Raw genomic sequence first — 16,790 nt, forward strand, 5'->3', positions numbered from 1 at the left:
GCCGGGCCGGCGCGGGGCGGGGCGGGGCGGGGCAGGGCGAGCAGGGCGGGCCGGGGCAGGGCGGGCCGGGGCAGGGCGGGCCGGGGCGTGGCACACCGGTGCCGTAGTAATCGCCCGGAGCCGAAGCAGCACGCACCGGTGCCGTAACCGCCGCCCCGGAGCCGACCGGTTCAGGCCGACGCCGTTCTTGGTGCGCCGAGCGCCCCGGCCCCGCCGCCGCTTTCTGCGCGAAACCGCGCCAATCAACGCGCGCCGCGCCCGGGCCCGCACCGACAGGATCGCCCGGTCCTGACCCCGCAGCTCGTCCAGCAACGCACCCTGCACCTCGAGCCTCATCACCGAGAACAGCTGCGGGTATCGCTGCCGCCGGGAACCCGACCCGCCGGATCGCCGGGAAACTGCAGCTCGGCACGGGGCGCCCATGACCCCGTTCGCGGACCTCAGCGTGGCCGACCCGACCCTCGTCCACACCAGCAACACCGACTGGACCGCGGACGAAGGCGTGCAGGATCAGCCGGATACGGCCAGGGCGAGCGGCAGCACCCCCTGGGCGCCGGCTCGGCGGAGGGCTCGGCCGGCTATGGCCATGGTCCAGCCGGAGTCGACCAGGTCGTCCACGAGCAGGACTGGACCGTCCAGGTCGGTGAGGGCTTCGATGATGGTGGGGGGAATGGTGAAGGCGTTGTGGAGGGCCAGGACCCGTTGGGCGCTGTTGCCGCGGGGTTCGTTGTCGCCGATGTGGGTGGAGGTCAGGGTGCCCAGCATCGGGAGTCTGCCCACCGTGGCGATCCGGGCGGCGATGCTTTCGACGAGCTCGGGGCGGCGGTTGGAGCCGACCGCTACCACTGCTGCGGGGCGTTGCTCCCAGGCGTTGTCGCCGTGGGCCCAGGATTTGAGGACCTCGACGACCGCGCCGGCCAGCTCGTCCGAGAGGGGGCCGTCGGGGGAATCCGGGGCCACCAGGGGGCGCAGGCGGGAGCCCCAGCCCTGGTCGGAGAGGCGGCCGACAGCTCGGCCCGGGCGGATCTGGTCAGCGGGACCGATTTTGCCTTTGAGGTCGACGCCGACTGTTGACATGCCGCTGGGCCAAAGCTTTTTCGGAGCGATGTCGATGCCGGGGTGACCGAGGAAGACGTTGGCCGCAGCGAGCGACTCCGAGGAGACCTCAGCGTCGAAAATGGGCTCCGTGCAGGTGTCGCAGCGGCCGCAGGGTTTCGCTTCCGGGTCATCGAGGCAGCGGCGGAGGAACTCCATGCGGCAGGTCGACGTCTGCGCGTAATCGATCATGGTCTGCTGCTCGGCGCTGCGGGCCTCGGCGACGCGGCGCAGGCGGGCCGTGTCGTAGGTCCAGGGCTCGCCTGTCGAGAGCCAGCCGCCACGGGTTCGATGCACCGCCCCGTCCACGTCGAGGACCTTGAGCATCAGCTCGAGGCGGGCGCGGCGCAGGTCAACGATGGGCTCAAGCGCCGGGGTCGACAGGGGACGGTCCGGCGACAGGGCGTTCAGCACCGCACGCACCTGCTCCTCGGGCGGGAATGCGAGCGACGCGAAATAGCGCCAGATCGCGGCATCCTCAGCACCGGGCAGAAGCACGACCTCGGCGTGCTCAACCGCGCGGCCGGCCCGGCCCACCTGCTGGTAATAGGCGATGGGTGAAGGCGGCGCACCGAGGTGCACCACGAACCCCAGGTCTGGTTTGTCGAACCCCATACCCAGCGCCGATGTCGCGACCAGCGCTTTGATCTTGTTGTCCATCAGGTCATGCTCAGCGGCACGGCGGTCGGCGTCCTCCACCTGGCCCGTGTAGGAGGCGACCGGGAAGCCGCGGGACCTCAGGAACTCCGCCGTCTCGGTCGCGGCGGCCACCGTCAGCGTGTAGACGATGCCGGAGCCGGGGAGCCGGTCAAGATGATCCGCCAGCCAGGCCAGCCGATGCGAGGGGTCAGGCAGCTCGAGCACCGCGAGACGCAGCGAGTCTCGGTCGAGCGTGCCACGCAGCACCAGAGCGTCGCCGAGCTGATCTGCCACGTCGGCGGTCACCCGGGCGTTGGCGGTCGCGGTCGTGGCAAGCACCGGGGTACGCCCGGGGAGCCCAGCAAGGAACGTCCGCAGCCGCCGGTAGTCGGGGCGGAAGTCGTGCCCCCAGTCGGAGACGCAGTGCGCCTCGTCAACCACGAGCAGCCCGGTGCCCGCGGCCAGCCCGGGCAGCACGTTGTCGCGGAAGTCCGGATTGTTGAGCCGCTCGGGGCTGATCAACAGGACGTCGACCGTGCCGTTGCGGATCTCCTCGGTGATCTCGCTCCACTCGTCGAGGTTGGCAGAGTTGATCGTGCGCGCTCGGATGCCGGCACGCGCGGCCGCCTCGACCTGGTTACGCATGAGCGCCAGAAGCGGCGACACGATGACCGTCGGCCCGGCCGGGGGATCACCTGGCTCCGCGGCCATGCCATCGCGGAGCAGAGCCGTCGCGACGAAGTAAACGGCCGATTTGCCCCAGCCCGTGCGCTGCACACACAGCACCCGCCGACGGTCGATGACGAGCGCCTCGATCGCCCGCCACTGATCCTCACGCAGCACCGCGTGCTCACCGGCCAACCGGCGCAGAACTTCCTCGGCACACTCCCGGACCGCCGCCCGCTCGGCGTCGCTGACTGCCTCTCGTGTCATCTCCACGACCGCATGTCTACCAGCCCCGTCTGACAGGAAAAGAGTTATCCACAGTTGGGCTCGGGCCTTTCGGCGAGTTATCCACAGGCGGCAAGGTTGGCCTTGATGGGTCTTGTCGTCGGTGGCAGCGTGGACGCCATGAGGAAGTCGAACGCAAAGAAACTGCAGATCAAGCCCAACACCACGTTCTGGCTCACCGACCCGGCCCACCTGCCGCAACTCACCCCGGGTGACGACACCAGCTGACAGCCTGGCGGCGCCACCGGCCGCGAGCGGGGTGCTGCCGGCCGTCGGTCAACACTGTGATTCGGCATCAACCGACCAGGGGAGGGACGCCTCACCGGGGGCGGCGCCGTCGGAGAAACCAGTAGGGGCAGCACAGGCGGAGAGACCAGTGGTCTCACCACCGCCGGAGCGAACGGTGGGGGCAGCACCGCCAGAGCGATCGGCCGGGGCAGCAGCGTCGGAGCGAACGGTGGGAGTAGCACCGTCGACGAGAACGGCCGGGACGGCACCACCCGGGAGACAGGCCGGGGCAGCACCGTCGGGGAGACCGGCCGGGACGGCAGCGTCGGGGAGACCGGCCGGGACGGCAGCGGCGTGGAGGCGGGTCAGGAAGAGCGGCGTCAGCAGGATCAGGGCGCCGGCGGCACCGATGGCGGGGCGCAGGCCGATGTGGGTGGCGAGAACGCCCCACAACGCGGTCAGGGCGGCGATGGTCGCCTTGCTCGTGACGGACCAGGCCGAGAGGGTGCGGGCGACGTGGCTCATCGCGGTTTGCTCGAGGCGGTGGGCAGCGAAGACGGGGTTGAAGATCCCCATACAGGTGATGAGGCCGAACTCGATGAGCATGACGTAGAAGAGGCCGGCGAATCCGGCGGGGACGAAGGCCAGGAGGGGCGGCCAGCAGATTCGCAGTGTGCCGATGACCCGCATCACCCTGTGCGCGCCGAAGCGGGCGGTCAGGGGCCGGGACAGGTGGGAGCCGAGCAGACCGCCGAGGCAGGGCACACCGAAGGCCAGGCCGTATTGCCAGGGGGCCAGGCCGAGATCGCGGAGCAGGAGTACGGCGAGCAGCGGGGCGGTGGCCATGATGAGGCCGTTGACGAGGGTGGTGTTGAGGAAAAGCGGGCACAGGTGGGGGTGGGTGAGGATGTGACGCCAGCCCTCGAAGGTGGCTCCGGGACCCCGGCGGGCCGCTGGGCGCGGTGTAAGGGCCGGTTCGGGTTTGGCGATCGCGCGGATTGCGAAGGCTGAGAGTACGTAGCTGGTGGCGTCTGCGACGACGGTGGTCAGCGGGCCGAAGAGGCCGATCGCGGCACCGCCGGTGGGTGGGCCGAGAGCTGTGGCCGTCCAGGCCGTGGACTCGAAGCGGCCGCTTGCCCGGAGGAGGTCTTCGGGTCGGACCAGCGCCTTCAGACAGGCACCTGCGGCTGCGGTGAAAGTGATGTCCGCGGCTGCTACGACGATCGAGACGAGGACGAGATGGGTGAAGGTCAGCGCACCGAGGGCGTAGGCGGCGGGGAGTGACAGCAGGACCGCGGCTCGGAGTAGGTCCATGGTCACCATGACCGGGCGTTTGCGGCGGAATTCCATCCAGGGGCCGAGCGGTACTGCGATCAGGGCGCCTACGGCCAGACCGGCGGCGGAGAGGAGGGAGACCTGGGAGACGTCACTGTTCAGGACGAGGATGGCGATCAGCGGGAAGGCGTCCAGAGCCAGCCAGGTGCCAGCGGTGCTCGCGGCGAACGCTGTCCACAGCCAGCCGAAATCACGGCCCACATCCGCCCCCGAGGTTGCCGGGCCGCCAGCAAGGACGTGCGGCCGTTGATGCATCCAACCGCTGCGGGGATGTTCGGATCAAACAACGCCGGCGCCGGGGTGGTACAACCCCGGGTTGTACATCGCTGCCGGGGCCGGCCGCCAGTGACCGCACCGCCGAGAGACCGCGGCCGACTACCGCACGGCCCGGAGACAGCGGGCTGTACCGCCGAGAGACCGCATCCGACGACCGCACCGCCCGGAGACAGCGGGCCGCACCGCCGAGAGACCGTCCGACAACAGCACCGCCCGGAGACAGCGGGCCGCACCGCTCGGAAGCAGCGGCCGACAACAGCACCGCCCGGAAGCAGCGGGCCGCACCACCGAGAGACCGCAGCTAAAGACCCCTCCGCCCGAAGGTCAGCGGCCAGAGACCCAGCCGCACCCAGAGGTCAGCGGCCAAGAGCCTGCAGCCCCGGGGCAGCGGCCGTAGATCCTGCCGCCCGGAGGTCAGCGGCCGAGGACTGTGCCGCCGTTGACGTTGATGATTTGGCCGGTGACGAAGGTGCCGCCGGGGCCGGCGAGCCAGCGGACGGCTTCGGCGATGTCGGTGGGTTGGCCTGCTTTTTTGAGGAGGCTGGCGTTGACCCGGGATTCGTAGCCGGCTTCGGTCATGCGGCCGTTGAAGAATTCGCTGTCGGTGATGAAGCCGGGGGCGATGACGTTGGCGGTGATGCCTTCGGGGCCGAGTTGGGTGGCCAGGTCGAAGGCCCAGCCGTGGAGGGCTGCTTTGGCTGCGGAGTAGGGGCCTCCGCCGCCGCGTTGGGCGGCGATCGAGCTGACCAGGATGATGCGGGCTCCGGGGCGGCGGAGTTTGGGGCGTAGGGACTCGGTGAGGAGGACGGCGCTGGTGACGTTGGAGTCGAAGACCGCTCGCCAGCGGTTGGCGAGGTCGGTGAGGGTGGCGTCGTCGCCGGAGATGTAGGCGCCGGCGTTGTTGAAGAGGACGTCGACTTCGCGGTCGCCTACGGCGGCGGTGACTGCGGGGACCTGGGATGGGTCCGTGCAGTCGGCTGTGACGGCGGTGGCCTGGGGGCCGATCCATTTGACGGCGTCGGCAAGGACTGTGGGGCGGCGGCCGACGATGATGACGTCGTAGCCTTCACCTGCCAGCATGCCTGCCGTTGCCCGGCCGATTCCTGTTCCGCCCCCGCTGATCACTGCAAGCCTCGCCATGGCGCAAACTCTAAAGGACGAAGGGGGTAGGGGTGCGCGGTCGTTCGCCTTGGCAGTATCCGGCGCGGATCGTGCCGCTTGCGTTCCTCGGGGCGATTGCTGTCGGGACCGGGCTGATGATGTTGCCTGCGGCTCGGGCTGAGCCTGGTCATGCGCCGTTTGTGACCGCGTTGTTCACCGCTACGAGTGCTGTTTGTGTGACCGGGCTGTCGGTGGTTGACACGCCGACGTACTGGTCCGGGTTCGGGCTGGTGCTGCTGACGGTGCTGTCGCAGATCGGCGGGTTCGGGATTGTGGCGCTGGCGACGCTGCTGAGTCTGCTCGTGTCGCGGCGGCTGGGGTTGCGGAGCCGGTTGCTGGCGCAGGCGGAGAGCACGGGTCTGCTCGGCGGGAACATCGGGCGGGTGCTGATCCGGATCGCGTTGGTGATGTTCGTTTCCGAGGCGGCGATCAGCGTTGTTCTGACGTTGCGGTTCTGGCTGGCGTACGACTATCCGTTCGGGCGTGCCGTCTGGGAGGCGGTTTTTCACGCGGTGCAGGCGTTCAACAATGCGGGGTTCGCTCTGTACCCGGACAGTCTGGTGCGGTTCGTGGGCGACTGGTGGATCTGCGTACCGCTGGCGTTGGGGGTGCTCGGGGGTTCGATCGGTTTTCCCGTGCTCTTCGAGCTGGCGCGCGAGTGGCGTAAGCCCGGTGGCTGGTCGACGCATACCCGGCTGACCGTGTGGGGGACGCTGCTGCTCAGCGTGTTCGGGTTTCTGGTCTTCCTGTCGTTCGAGTGGAGCAATCCTGGCACCCTCGGGTCGCTGGGCACCTCGAGCAAGGTGCTGGCCGCGTTCACGCAGGATGTGATGACCCGGTCGGGTGGGTTCAACAGCATCAACCTCGGCGAGATGAACACCGAGACGATCGCTGTCACGAACGGGTTGATGTTCATCGGCGGGGGCAGCGCCAGCACCGCCGGTGGCATCAAGATGACGACGTTCCTGCTGCTCGCGTTTGTGATCTGGGCGGAGATCCGCGGGGAGCCCGATGTGGTCATCAAGAAGCGCCGCATCGCGGAGGAGACGCAGCGGCAGGCGCTGACGGTGGCGCTGCTGGGGGTCGCGCTCGTGGCGTCCGGGACACTGGCGTTGATCGCGTTCACGGACAATGTGCCGTTCGACCGGGCGTTGTTCGAGGTGACCTCGGCGTTCGCGACGGTGGGGCTGAGCACCGGGATCACCCCGTCCCTGCCGCCTTCGGCCCAGGTCGTGCTTGTGATTCTGATGTACGTCGGCCGGGTGGGCACGATCGCGGTCGGGACCGCCATCGCGTTGAACACCCGGCGCCGGTTGTACCGCTACCCGGAGGAGAGGCCCCTAGTTGGCTGACAAGACGGAGAACCAGACACCTGACAACGTGGTGGTCGTGGGGCTGGGCCGCTTCGGCGGGTCGGTTGCGGAGTCGCTGGTGAACCTCGGGCATGAGGTGCTCGGCATCGACTCGGATCCGCGGATCGTGCAGGACTGGTCCGATCGGCTCACGCATGTCGTCGAGGCCGATGCCACGGACACGGACGCGTTGCGTCAGCTCGGTGTGCAGGAGTTCTCGCGGGCGGTGGTCGGGATCGGCACCAACTTGGAGACCAGTGTGCTGACCGTGCTGACCCTGAGCGAGGTCGGGGTGGGCGAGATCTGGGCGAAGGCGACCAGCGTGAAGCACGGCCAGATTCTTTCCCGGGTGGGGGCACGACATGTCGTCTATCCCGAGACGGAGATGGGCGCGCGGGTCGCGCACCTGATCACCGGGCGGATGCTGGACTACATCGAGTTCGATGACGGCTTCGCGATCGCCAAGGTGCGGGCGCCGCAGGAGGCGCTCGGCAGGTCACTGACCGAGATCGGCCTGCGCAGCAAGTGGGGGGTGACGGTGGTCGGGATCAAGATGCCGGGGCAGGAATTCACGTACGCCCGCCCGGAGACCGTCGTCCCCGATGGCTGCCTGCTGATCGTGGCCGGCGACACGTCCAAAGTGGAGAAGTTCGCCGGGGTAACTAAATAGCGACCGCGAAGCCGCTTCTGCCCCGGGCGGGCGGGGCCGAGTGCGCAGGCGCGGACTTCTTCCGCGGCTTCTTCTCTGATGAAGTCGGTGAAGTCGGTGAAGTCGGCGAAGTCGGTGAAGTCGGCGAAGCAGGGAGAGCCGGGGCCACGACGGCGCCGAGGAGCTCCACCTGGCACTGGTGGCCGTTGAGGGTGAAGGTCAGCGGCAACGGGTTCGTGGTGCGGTAACTGCCGTTGATGGTCACGGTCGCAGAGCCGGTCGGAATCAGTTTCCGGGTGCTCTTCGGCCGGATGACAACCCGGCGCCCCTTCTGCGCGATCCGTTTGGTGGCACCGGTGAGCCGCTGCCCGCCGGTGAATGCGAACACCAGCCGCCAGCCGGTGAGCACGTGCTCCCCCGTGTTGATCACGGTGACCTGCGCGCCGAAGTCCGTACCGGTGTCGCGCTGGACGCGATAGCGCACCTTGCACCCCGCGCCGCCGTGTGGAACACCCGTGCCGGCGGCTGCTGCCTGAGCGGTACCGACATCTTCGTTCTCCTGGCTCGAGGTCCAGGCCAGGCCGAGCGAGGCGAGCAGGACGACCGTCACCACCGCCGCGTGCATCCGGTGGCGGGCGGCGATGACAGCCGCGCAGAGCCGGGCGCCGAGACCGGGCCGGGCAGGCGGGCGGGGCCGGGAAGGCAACGGCTTGGCACGCGCACCGGCGACGGCGGCGAGGGCCGCGGCGAGGGCGTCCGCGGTGGGCCGCCCGGCGGGTTCCTTACTGAGGCATTGCAGGCACAGAGAAGCAACGATCAAAGGCATGCCGGGCAGCGACGGTACGGGCTCCGGGTCCGCATAAAGATGAGCGCGCAACGCCTCGGCGGTGGTCCCCGCCGGCCACGGCAGCCGCCCGGTGAGGCAGCGGTAGAGGAGCAGCCCGAGCGCGTACACGTCGGCCGGGGGTGCGACCTGGCCGCCGCCGAGCCGTTCCGGCGCGAGATAGGCCGGGGTGCCCAGCAGGCTTCCGTCGGGGGCGGCGTCGCGTTGCCCGGCCGCCGCGGAGATGCCGAAGTCGACAACCTTCGCGCCGGAGCCGGTGAGCATGACGTTGGCGGGGGTGACGTCGCGGTGGACGATGCCCCGGTGGTGTGCGGCGGCCAACGCCGACGCGACCTCGGCCACGATCGTCACCGCCGCGCGCCACGGGAGCGCCCCCTCCCGGCGCAGGCGGGCGGAGACGGGTTCGCCGTCGTTGAGTTCCATGACGACGTACGGGACGGCGAGTTTCTCGTCGAAGCCGAAGTCGAAGACGCTGGTGATGTTCGGGTGGCAGAGCCGGGCCGCGGCGAGGGCCTCCTGGCGCAGCCGGGAACGGAACCGCCGATCGGCGGCGAGCTCCCGGGACAGCACCTTGACCGCGACCGGGCGCCCGAGAATCTCGTCGTGGCCGCGCCAGACGACGGACATGCCGCCCGTGCCCAGCCGCTCGAGAAGACGGTACCGGCCGCCGATCACGCCCATGTGCCGATTGTTGCCCGCGGGACGCCCCGGTCAGGGGAGGTCCGAGAAACTCACCGAAATCAGCCCGCGAGCAGTTGATCAACCGGTGCGTAGTCGTCGGTCAGCACCCGGGCGTCGTCGATGAACGCGTCGAGCGCGGTTCCGGACACCAGTTCGACAGGTTCGTCGACCAGGTCGAGATGGTTGCGGATCTCGTCGAGCGGCAGCGGTGCCCCGGCCGCCACGATCACGAAGTTGGCGCCCGTCTCCCCGGCGAGGGCAGCCTTGGGCGCGATCAGGGCCACGTGCGGGAAGACGGCGGCGACGGTGGCCAGCTCGGCGCGGATGAAGCGGTCCGGTGGGTAGTCGATGACGTTCTGCGCGTACAGGCCGGTGGGGCGCAGGACGCGGGAGATGTCGGCGGCCATCTCGCGGGTCGCCAGGTGCCACGGGACGACGAGGTGGCCGAACGCGTCGCCGACGATCACGTCGTAGGAGTCGGTCGGCTGGGCGGCCAGCCCGGTGCGTGCGTCGCCGACGCGTACCCGAAGGTCGGGTCCGGTTTTGAGCCCGAGTTCGCGTTTGTCCAGGTCGACCAGGGCACCGTCAAGCTCCACCACCAGTTGCTTGCTGCCCGGGCGGGTCGCGGCGACGTATTCCGGCACGGTGAAACCACCGCCACCCAGGTGCAGGGCGTCGAGGGGTGCGGCGGCGCTCTTCTGCACGTCGATGAGGGCGCCGAGCCACTGGACGTACGCGAACTCGAGGTGCTCCGGGTCGCTCAGGTCGACGTACGAGTGCCGAGCCGAATTGAGCAGCAGCGTCCGCCCACCCGCGACGTTCTTGTCGGTCTCGACCCGCGCACAGTGATAAGCGGTTTCGATGTCGCACGGCGTGGGCGCCGTGGCTCCCAGCCCCGCCCCGACGAGCCCGACGGTCACCAGCACAGCTCGGGTACGCGGCTTGCCCGGCAACGACGCCCGCAACCACCAGCCGAGCGCGAACCCCCCGGCGGCGAGCAACCCGGCCAGAGTCAGCACGATCCAGCTGCTCGGCATCGCGGCGACGAAGATGAACCCGGTGCCCAGCGTGGCGGTGATGCCACCGAGCGTACCGATGCTGGAGAGCCGCCCGACCACCGAACCGGTCCGGCTCAGATCGCTGAGCTGGAGTTTCACCACCATCGGGCTGATCGTGGAGAGCAGCAGCATGGGCACGAACGTCGCCATGCCGGCGAGCAGCAGGACCGCCGGGGCGGCACCGCCACGCAGGATCTCGCCGCCCCACCGGACCAGCGGCAGGGTGAGCGCCGTCGCGATCGCGGCGAGCAGCAGCGCCGGGGCGAGCAGGGCCCGCGGGTCGAGTTTGTCGGCGAGCCGGCCGCCGAGCCAGGTGCCGTAGGCGATGGCCCCGAGCGACACGCCGATGACCGAGCTGCTCACCTGCAGGGTAACGCCGACGTACGGGCCGACCAGGCGCAGGGCGACGATCTCGAGAACGAGACCGGCGCCGCTGGCGAGGAAGACGAGGGCGGTGGCCAGGCCGGACGGGAGGGCCCGCGGGTTTTCCATCGGCGGATGGTACCGGCGGAGGCTGAAATTACAGGATCGACAGGTGGACGTGGTTCGTATGGACCACCGACGGGCCACCGGACGCACTGTAGGAGCGCCAGCCCGTGCTGGGCATCCAGATCTGGCGGTACCAGATCACGTACATCACGCCGAGCCGGTCGGCGTTCTTCACGAAGTACGCCGCCAGGTTGTTGCCGTACGTCTTGTCGCCCCCGGTCGCGGCGACGTTCTCGAAGCCGCCCGCCGCCGCCGAGAAGTCGCAGGCACGGCCCTTGGGGTGTTCGCCGGAGGCCCGCTCGCTGAAGCAGGACGTGTAGCGCTTGAAGCCGGCGGCCTGCGCCTGCTGGTACGCGTTCAGCAGCCGCGGGGTGATGCACCCGGACGTGGTGGGGTCGTTGACGGTGCAGCCTTCCTTGGGCCACGAGCCGTCGGAGTTGCGTGGCGCGGCCTTGGCGGACGGTGAGTCGGCGTTGACGAAGCCGCCGGCGGCCGCACCCCCGCCGACCGCGGCGAGCGCCGCCTCGGCCTGCTGCTTCTTCTTGGCCATCACCGTGACCTGCTTCTGCTGCTCCTTGATTTCGAGGCCGATCGCGGTGGTCGCCTTCTCCGCCGTGGTGACCGCGTTGTGGTATTCGCTCAGCGCGCTCGCGTCGACCTGCGCCATCTGGTCGAGGCGCATGACCCGTTCCATGAAGGTGTCGGGCGAGCTCGCGTTGAGCAGCAGGGTCATCGTGTTGAGCCGGCCCTGGCGGTAGGAGCGGTTGGCGATCTCGCCGACCCGGCCCTCGAGCGTGGCCTCCTTGGCGGTGGCCTGCTTGAGCACGTCTTTGAGCTGGGTCTGCCGCTTCTTGCTGGCCTCGAGCTTCTGCTTCGCCTCGACGTGGCCCTTCGCCGCCGACTCCAGCGCGGCGCGCAGAGCCTTGCTACCGCCCTCATCGTTCGGCGCGGCGTGCGCGGGCGGTGCCGCCACGAGCAGCACGAGGGCAGCCGCGAGCACGGCCGGGCACAGTTTGAGCAGGCGCAGGAGTGTCGCCGCCACGATCTACCTCCAAGGTCTCAAGCGGCGTGACTCTACCCCGCCGGAGGCCCCCGGGTCAGGTCGCTCAGGTCGCGTTATATCCACCATCGACGAAGAGTGTCTGGCCGGTAACAGCCGCGGCAGCAGAACTCGCTAGATAGACGGCAGAACCGGCGAAATCCTCCGGCAGCCCGTTTCGTCCGATCATCGCCCGGCGTTCGTGCGCCGCAACCTTTGCCGGATCCGCGAAGACTGGCTCGGTCAGCGGCGTGTGCACCACCCCGGGGGCGATCGCGTTCACGGTCACACCGCGCCCGGACCACGCCTCGGCCTGCGAGCGGGTCAGGCCCACGAGGCCCGCTTTCGCGGCGCCATAAGCACCACTGTTTCCGTACGCCCGGAACGCCTGCTGCGACACGACATTGATGATCCGCCCCCACCCACGGGCCGCCATCGCGGGACCGAGCCGCTGCCCGAGCAGGAAGGGAGCGGTGAGGTTCGCGGCCAGCGTGACGTCCCAGTCGTCATCGGTGAGCTCGTCCAGGGGCGGCCGCAGATTGACCGCCGCCGAGTTGACGAGGATGTCCACATCGGAGCGCTCGGCGACCCTGGCAACGTCGGCACGGTCGGCAAGGTCAGCCGAAAGAGTCTCGACCTCGATGCCGGACATGTCACCGGCGGCAGCGGCGAGCCGGGAAGGCGTGCGCGCCACGAGGATCACCCGCGCACCGGCCCGGCCCAGCGCGGTGGCCATCGCGAGACCGATGCCGGAACTACCGCCGGTCACCATTGCAGTGCGACCGGCAAGACCGAACAGGTCATCAAGGTACGACATGGGCCTTATGAAAGCAGAGTGCCGCGAACCGTGTTCCAGATTTCCTCGTTGGGCGCGACGAGCAGCCCCCGCGTGCTGTCGGTCGGCAGGTAGGGCGAACCGTCCAGGTGCAGAACCGTGCCACCGGCCTCGCGGACGATCAGCGAACCCGGCACGTGGTCCCAGGGCAGGATCCGCCAGAAGACCGCGAACTGCTGCTCGTCGGTGACCACGGCGGGGTACTCGTACCCGGCGCAGTGGTGGCCGCCGGTGACCTTCGCGAACTTCGGGGCGTTGAGATCCACGACGGCGTGCTCGGCCGGCAGGTAGTTGCGGGAGACCGTGCCGCTCAGGGCCGCGGCGGCGGGCGAGTCGGTGCGGGTCTTGAGGCGTACGCCGTCCCGAAAGGCCCCGGCCCCCGCCTCCGCGATCGTCATCCGGTCGCTGGGCACGTCGAGGATCCACGCGGCGGCCGGTTCACCCTCGCGCAGCAGCGCCACCATGACCGCGAACGGGCTCTTACCGGCCGCGAAGTTGTTCGTCCCGTCGACCGGGTCCACGATCCAGACCGCGCCCTGCTCGCCCACCCGCTCGAGCACCGACTTGTCGGCAGCGACCGCTTCCTCGCCGACCACGATCGAGCCGGGCAGCAGGGCGGTCAGCCCCGCGGTGAGGGCGCGCTCCGACTCCTGGTCGGCGATGGTCACCAGGTCGCCGGGGGCCTTCTGGTGGATCTCGGACTTTGCCAGGTGCTGCCAGCGGGGCAGGACGATGGTCGCCGCGACCTCGCGGACCAGGTCGGTGACCTTGTCCAGCACGTCGTCACGCACGCGGCGGCAGCTTCACGACGCTGACGAAGAACTCGTCGATCTGCCGGATGACCGAGATGAAGCGCTCGAAGTCCACCGGCTTGGTGACGTAGGCGTTCGCGTGCAGCTGGTAGCTGCGCAGGATGTCCTCGTCCGCCGCGGAGGTGGTGAGCACCACGACGGGGATGCGGCAGAGGTCGTCGTCCTTCTTGACCTCCTCGAGCACCTCCCGGCCGTCGCGGCGGGGCAGGTTGAGGTCGAGCAGGATCAGGTCGGGGCGCGTGGCGTTGGCGTACTGACCTTCGCGGCGCAGGTAGGCGAGCGCCTCGGCGCCGTCGGAGACGACCGTGAGCCGGTTGCGGACCTTGTGCTCCTCGAACGCTTCCTGCGTCATGAGCACGTCACCCGGGTCGTCCTCGACGAGCAGCACCTCGATCGGCGTGCCGTCCTGTCGTACCGCTCCGGTCATAGTGCGCCCTCTTTCACTTTCTCTTGCACCGGCACGCCCGCCAGCACCGGCAGCGTGAACCAGATCGACGTGCCCTCGGCGACCTCGAGGTCGAGCCAGATCCGCCCGCCATGGTATTCGACGATCTTCTTGACGATGGCGAGACCGATTCCGGTGCCCTCATACGCGTCCCGCGCATGCAGCCGCTGGAAGATCACGAAGACCTTGTCGGCGAACTCCGCCTCGATCCCGATCCCGTTGTCGCGGACGTTGATCCGCCATTCCTCGCCGTCCCGCTCGCCGGTCACGGTGATCTTCGGCGGCACGTCGGGGCGCTTGAATTTCAGCGAGTTGCCGAGCAGGTTGACGAAGAGCGTCGTGAGCAGCGGCTCCTCGCCCTCGACCGTGGGCAGGTCGGCCCAGCTGATCTCGGCATCCTCGCCGGCGCGGATCTCCAGCTGCGATTTGACCTCGGCCAGCACCTTGTCGAGGTCGACGTCGGTGAAGCCGGAGGTGAGCCGGCCGATCCGGGAGAACGCCAGCAGGTCGTTGATCAGGCGCTGCATGCGCTGCGCGCCGTCGACCGCGAAGGCGATGTACTGGTCGGCGCGCTCGTCGAGCTGGCCGGAGTAGCGACGCTGCAGCAGCTGGGTGAAGCTCGCCACCTTGCGCAGCGGCTCCTGCAGGTCGTGCGATGCCACGTAGGCGAACTGCTCGAGGTCACGGTTGGAGCGGGTCAGCTCCTCCGTCTGCAGTTTGAGCTGCTCGTTGATCCATTCGACCTGCTGGCGCGCCTCGCGCACCTCGGTGAGCTCGGCGGCGATCTGCTTGCGCATGCCGTCCACGTCGTCGGCCAGGCCACGCAGCTCCGGCGAGCCATGAGCGTCGATGTGCTTGTCGTAGTCGCCCTCGGCGACCTCGCGCACCTGCGTGGCGAGCTTCGTGACCGGACGGCTGACCAGGCGGTCGAGCGTGAGCATCAGGGCGGCGCCGGCCAGCACGATGATGCCCGCGGCGGCGATCTGCAGTGCCACCATCTGCTGGCTGGTGCTCTTGGCCGCGGCAGCGGACTGCGAGCGGATCACCGAGATGTCGTCCTGCATCGTGTTGATGGCGCCACGCAGCGCGTCGAACTCGGTCGTGGTGGACGCGTCGATGAGTTCCTGACCGGCGTCCGGCCCCTGGGTGCGCACGGCGTTGAGAATCGGGTCGGCGACGTCGGTGTGCCAGGCCTGCGCCCGGCGCTGCACCTCGGCCAGGTCGGCTCGGACCGTGTCCTCGAGCGGGCCGGAGCGCAGGAGCCCGTCGATTTGGGCGATCTGCTGCTTCTCGGAGACGATCCCCGCGTTGTACGGCTTCAGATTCGAGGTCTTGCCACTGATCGCAAACCCACGGATGCCGGTCTCCTGGTCGACCATCGCCGTGTTGAGCCGTTCACCGGCGGCGCGCATCGGGCTGGCCCGGTTGACCACGTCGTCGAGCTGGCGGTTGCTGCTCGCGGCGGTGAACGCGGCGACCACACCGAGAGCGCCCAGGACGAGGGCGACGCCGATGCAGAGCGCAAGGATCCGCCGGCGCAGCGTCCAGGTGCTGATCTTGAGGAGGGTCACCGCCCACCACCGCTGGAGATCAGCAGCATGGCCACGTCGTCGGCGAGCGGGCCGCCGTTGCCCTGCTCCGCCCGGCCGACCAGCCAGGCGGGCAGCGCGGCGAGCGGCACGTCCTTGGCGGCCGGCTCGGCGAGCAGGCCGCAGAGCCCTTCGACGTCGAGCCGCTCGTTGCCGACGCCGGTGTGTCCCTCGATAAGTCCGTCGGTATACATCAGCAGGGACCAGTCATCGCCGGTGAACTCCACGTCGGTCGCGGGGGTGGGGGTCGGCCGGACGCCGAGCACGATGCCCGTGCGGGCGGTCACCGGGACGGCCTTGCCACCCGACAACAGCACCGGCGGCGGGTGACCGGCGAGGCGTACGGTCGCCCGGCTGCCGTGCAGGTCGATGGAGACCATGGCAACCGTGGCGAACACCTCTCTTGCCCGGCGCTCGGTCATCAGAACCATTTCCAGCGCGCCGAGAACCCGATCCTCCTCGACACCGGCGAGCACGAGGGCACGCCAGGCGACCCGGAGCTCGACACCCAGGGCGGCCTCGTCGACGCTGTGGCCGCAGACGTCACCGACGATCACGTGCAGTTTGTCGTCGCCGATCTGGACAACGTCGAAGAAGTCGCCGCCCAGCAGACCCATGGCCCGGCCGGAGCGGTAGAAGGTGTGCACGGCCACGGCATCGGTGCGCATCAGCGGCTGGGGCAGCAGACCACGCTCGAGGCGGGCCGACTCCGCCTGACGCAGCTCGATCTCGCGCAGGCGCTGGGTGTTCTCGTCGGCCCGCTTGCGCTCGACGGAGTAGCGCAGTGCCCGGGCCAGCAGGACGCCGTCGACCTGACCCTTGACCAGGTAGTCCTGGGCTCCCTCGGCGACCGCGACGACGCCGAGATGCTCGTCGGAGCGCCCGGTGAGCACCACGACGGCCGCGTTGTCGGCCACGGCGAGGAGCTTGCGCAGGCCGTCTATGCCCTCGGCGTCGGGCAGGCCGAGGTCGAGCAGCACGCAGTGGATGCCGGCGATCAGCGCCTGGGCGTCACGCAGGGTGGTCGCCACCTGCAGGTCGAAGGCGGCACCGGCCTCCTCGAGCAGCTCGCGGACCAGGAAGGCGTCGCCCTCGTCGTCCTCGACGAGGAGCACGCGCAGCCGTTCGGGCGCTTTCACCGCGGGGCGTGGCGGGGCAAGGTCGGTCACGACGTCACCCCGTCCCGCCACGGACCGGGGGTGGCACGCGGGCCGGTGGCGGCGCTGCTGAGACGGTTGATGGTGGGGCTCCTTCGGGAATGACCCGCTGATCGTCCACTACGCGCCCGGGCTGCACAACACCCGCCGTGGCG

The 16,790-nt window shown here is 69.7% G+C and carries 14 protein-coding genes; 3 read left to right on the top strand and 11 right to left on the bottom strand.

The genetic code is table 11. The annotated features are described in order from the left end of the window. Positions 1-510 precede the first annotated feature (510 nt). Positions 511-2,667, bottom strand: a complete 2,157-nt coding sequence (locus tag Ahu01nite_RS11730; RefSeq protein WP_203836508.1) for a RecQ family ATP-dependent DNA helicase — start codon at positions 2,665-2,667, stop codon at positions 511-513. 105 nt (positions 2,668-2,772) lie between these two features. Between Ahu01nite_RS11730 and Ahu01nite_RS11735 the strand changes: the two genes are divergently transcribed. Continuing rightward, positions 2,773-2,913 carry a hypothetical protein gene (locus Ahu01nite_RS11735; protein WP_203836509.1) on the top strand — a complete coding sequence of 47 codons (141 nt, stop codon included), beginning with the start codon at positions 2,773-2,775 and terminating at the stop codon, positions 2,911-2,913. A 48-nt stretch (positions 2,914-2,961) separates the two neighbouring features. Here Ahu01nite_RS11735 and Ahu01nite_RS11740 read toward each other — a convergent pair whose 3' ends face one another. Beyond that, the gene (locus Ahu01nite_RS11740; protein ID WP_239158787.1) at positions 2,962-4,449 is read right to left on the bottom strand and encodes an MFS transporter; all 1,488 of its coding nucleotides are present in this window, start codon (positions 4,447-4,449) and stop codon (positions 2,962-2,964) included. A gap of 489 nt (positions 4,450-4,938) precedes the next feature. Next, positions 4,939-5,664 (bottom strand): SDR family NAD(P)-dependent oxidoreductase, encoded by a 726-nt coding sequence (locus Ahu01nite_RS11745; protein ID WP_203836511.1) that lies wholly within the window; start codon positions 5,662-5,664, stop codon positions 4,939-4,941. A 116-nt stretch (positions 5,665-5,780) separates the two neighbouring features. On the opposite strand from Ahu01nite_RS11745, the gene Ahu01nite_RS11750 reads away from it, so the two are divergent. Together Ahu01nite_RS11750 and Ahu01nite_RS11755 are read left to right on the top strand one after the other, a co-directional pair. Continuing rightward, positions 5,781-7,037: a TrkH family potassium uptake protein gene (locus Ahu01nite_RS11750; RefSeq protein WP_438874768.1), complete on the top strand. Its 1,257-nt coding sequence runs from the start codon at positions 5,781-5,783 to the stop codon at positions 7,035-7,037. Further along, the gene (locus tag Ahu01nite_RS11755; protein ID WP_203836512.1) at positions 7,030-7,707 is read left to right on the top strand and encodes a potassium channel family protein; all 678 of its coding nucleotides are present in this window, start codon (positions 7,030-7,032) and stop codon (positions 7,705-7,707) included. The genes Ahu01nite_RS11750 and Ahu01nite_RS11755 overlap by 8 nt, the downstream gene beginning before the upstream one ends. Here Ahu01nite_RS11755 and Ahu01nite_RS11760 read toward each other — a convergent pair. The 8 genes from Ahu01nite_RS11760 to Ahu01nite_RS11795 all read right to left on the bottom strand — a co-directional run bounded on the left by Ahu01nite_RS11760 (position 7,700) and on the right by Ahu01nite_RS11795 (position 16,647). Beyond that, positions 7,700-9,211 (bottom strand): serine/threonine-protein kinase, encoded by a 1,512-nt coding sequence (locus Ahu01nite_RS11760; protein WP_203836513.1) that lies wholly within the window; start codon positions 9,209-9,211, stop codon positions 7,700-7,702. The two genes, Ahu01nite_RS11755 and Ahu01nite_RS11760, sit on opposite strands and share 8 nt — an antisense overlap. Positions 9,212-9,270: 59 nt before the next feature. Beyond that, positions 9,271-10,761 carry a fused MFS/spermidine synthase gene (locus Ahu01nite_RS11765; RefSeq protein WP_203836514.1) on the bottom strand — a complete coding sequence of 497 codons (1,491 nt, stop codon included), beginning with the start codon at positions 10,759-10,761 and terminating at the stop codon, positions 9,271-9,273. Positions 10,762-10,789: 28 nt separating this feature from the next. Further along, positions 10,790-11,800, bottom strand: a complete 1,011-nt coding sequence (locus tag Ahu01nite_RS11770) for a coiled-coil domain-containing protein (RefSeq protein WP_203836515.1) — start codon at positions 11,798-11,800, stop codon at positions 10,790-10,792. Positions 11,801-11,864: 64 nt separating this feature from the next. Beyond that, complete coding sequence (locus Ahu01nite_RS11775; protein ID WP_203836516.1) at positions 11,865-12,614, bottom strand: SDR family NAD(P)-dependent oxidoreductase; 750 nt, start codon at positions 12,612-12,614, stop codon at positions 11,865-11,867. Positions 12,615-12,619: 5 nt separating this feature from the next. Next, positions 12,620-13,423, bottom strand: coding sequence for an inositol monophosphatase family protein (locus Ahu01nite_RS11780; protein ID WP_239158788.1), 804 nt, complete (start codon positions 13,421-13,423; stop codon positions 12,620-12,622). Beyond that, positions 13,416-13,871, bottom strand: coding sequence for a response regulator (locus Ahu01nite_RS11785; protein ID WP_203836517.1), 456 nt, complete (start codon positions 13,869-13,871; stop codon positions 13,416-13,418). The genes Ahu01nite_RS11780 and Ahu01nite_RS11785 overlap by 8 nt, the downstream gene beginning before the upstream one ends. After that, complete coding sequence (locus Ahu01nite_RS11790; RefSeq protein WP_203836518.1) at positions 13,868-15,460, bottom strand: sensor histidine kinase; 1,593 nt, start codon at positions 15,458-15,460, stop codon at positions 13,868-13,870. Before Ahu01nite_RS11790 ends, Ahu01nite_RS11785 begins: the two co-directional genes overlap by 4 nt. Next, positions 15,457-16,647, bottom strand: a complete 1,191-nt coding sequence (locus Ahu01nite_RS11795) for a PP2C family protein-serine/threonine phosphatase (protein WP_203836519.1) — start codon at positions 16,645-16,647, stop codon at positions 15,457-15,459. Before Ahu01nite_RS11795 ends, Ahu01nite_RS11790 begins: the two co-directional genes overlap by 4 nt. Between the last annotated feature and the right edge of the window lie 143 nt (positions 16,648-16,790).

The sequence above is a fragment of the Winogradskya humida genome (assembly GCF_016862215.1).
Taxonomy (GTDB): domain Bacteria; phylum Actinomycetota; class Actinomycetes; order Mycobacteriales; family Micromonosporaceae; genus Actinoplanes; species Actinoplanes humidus.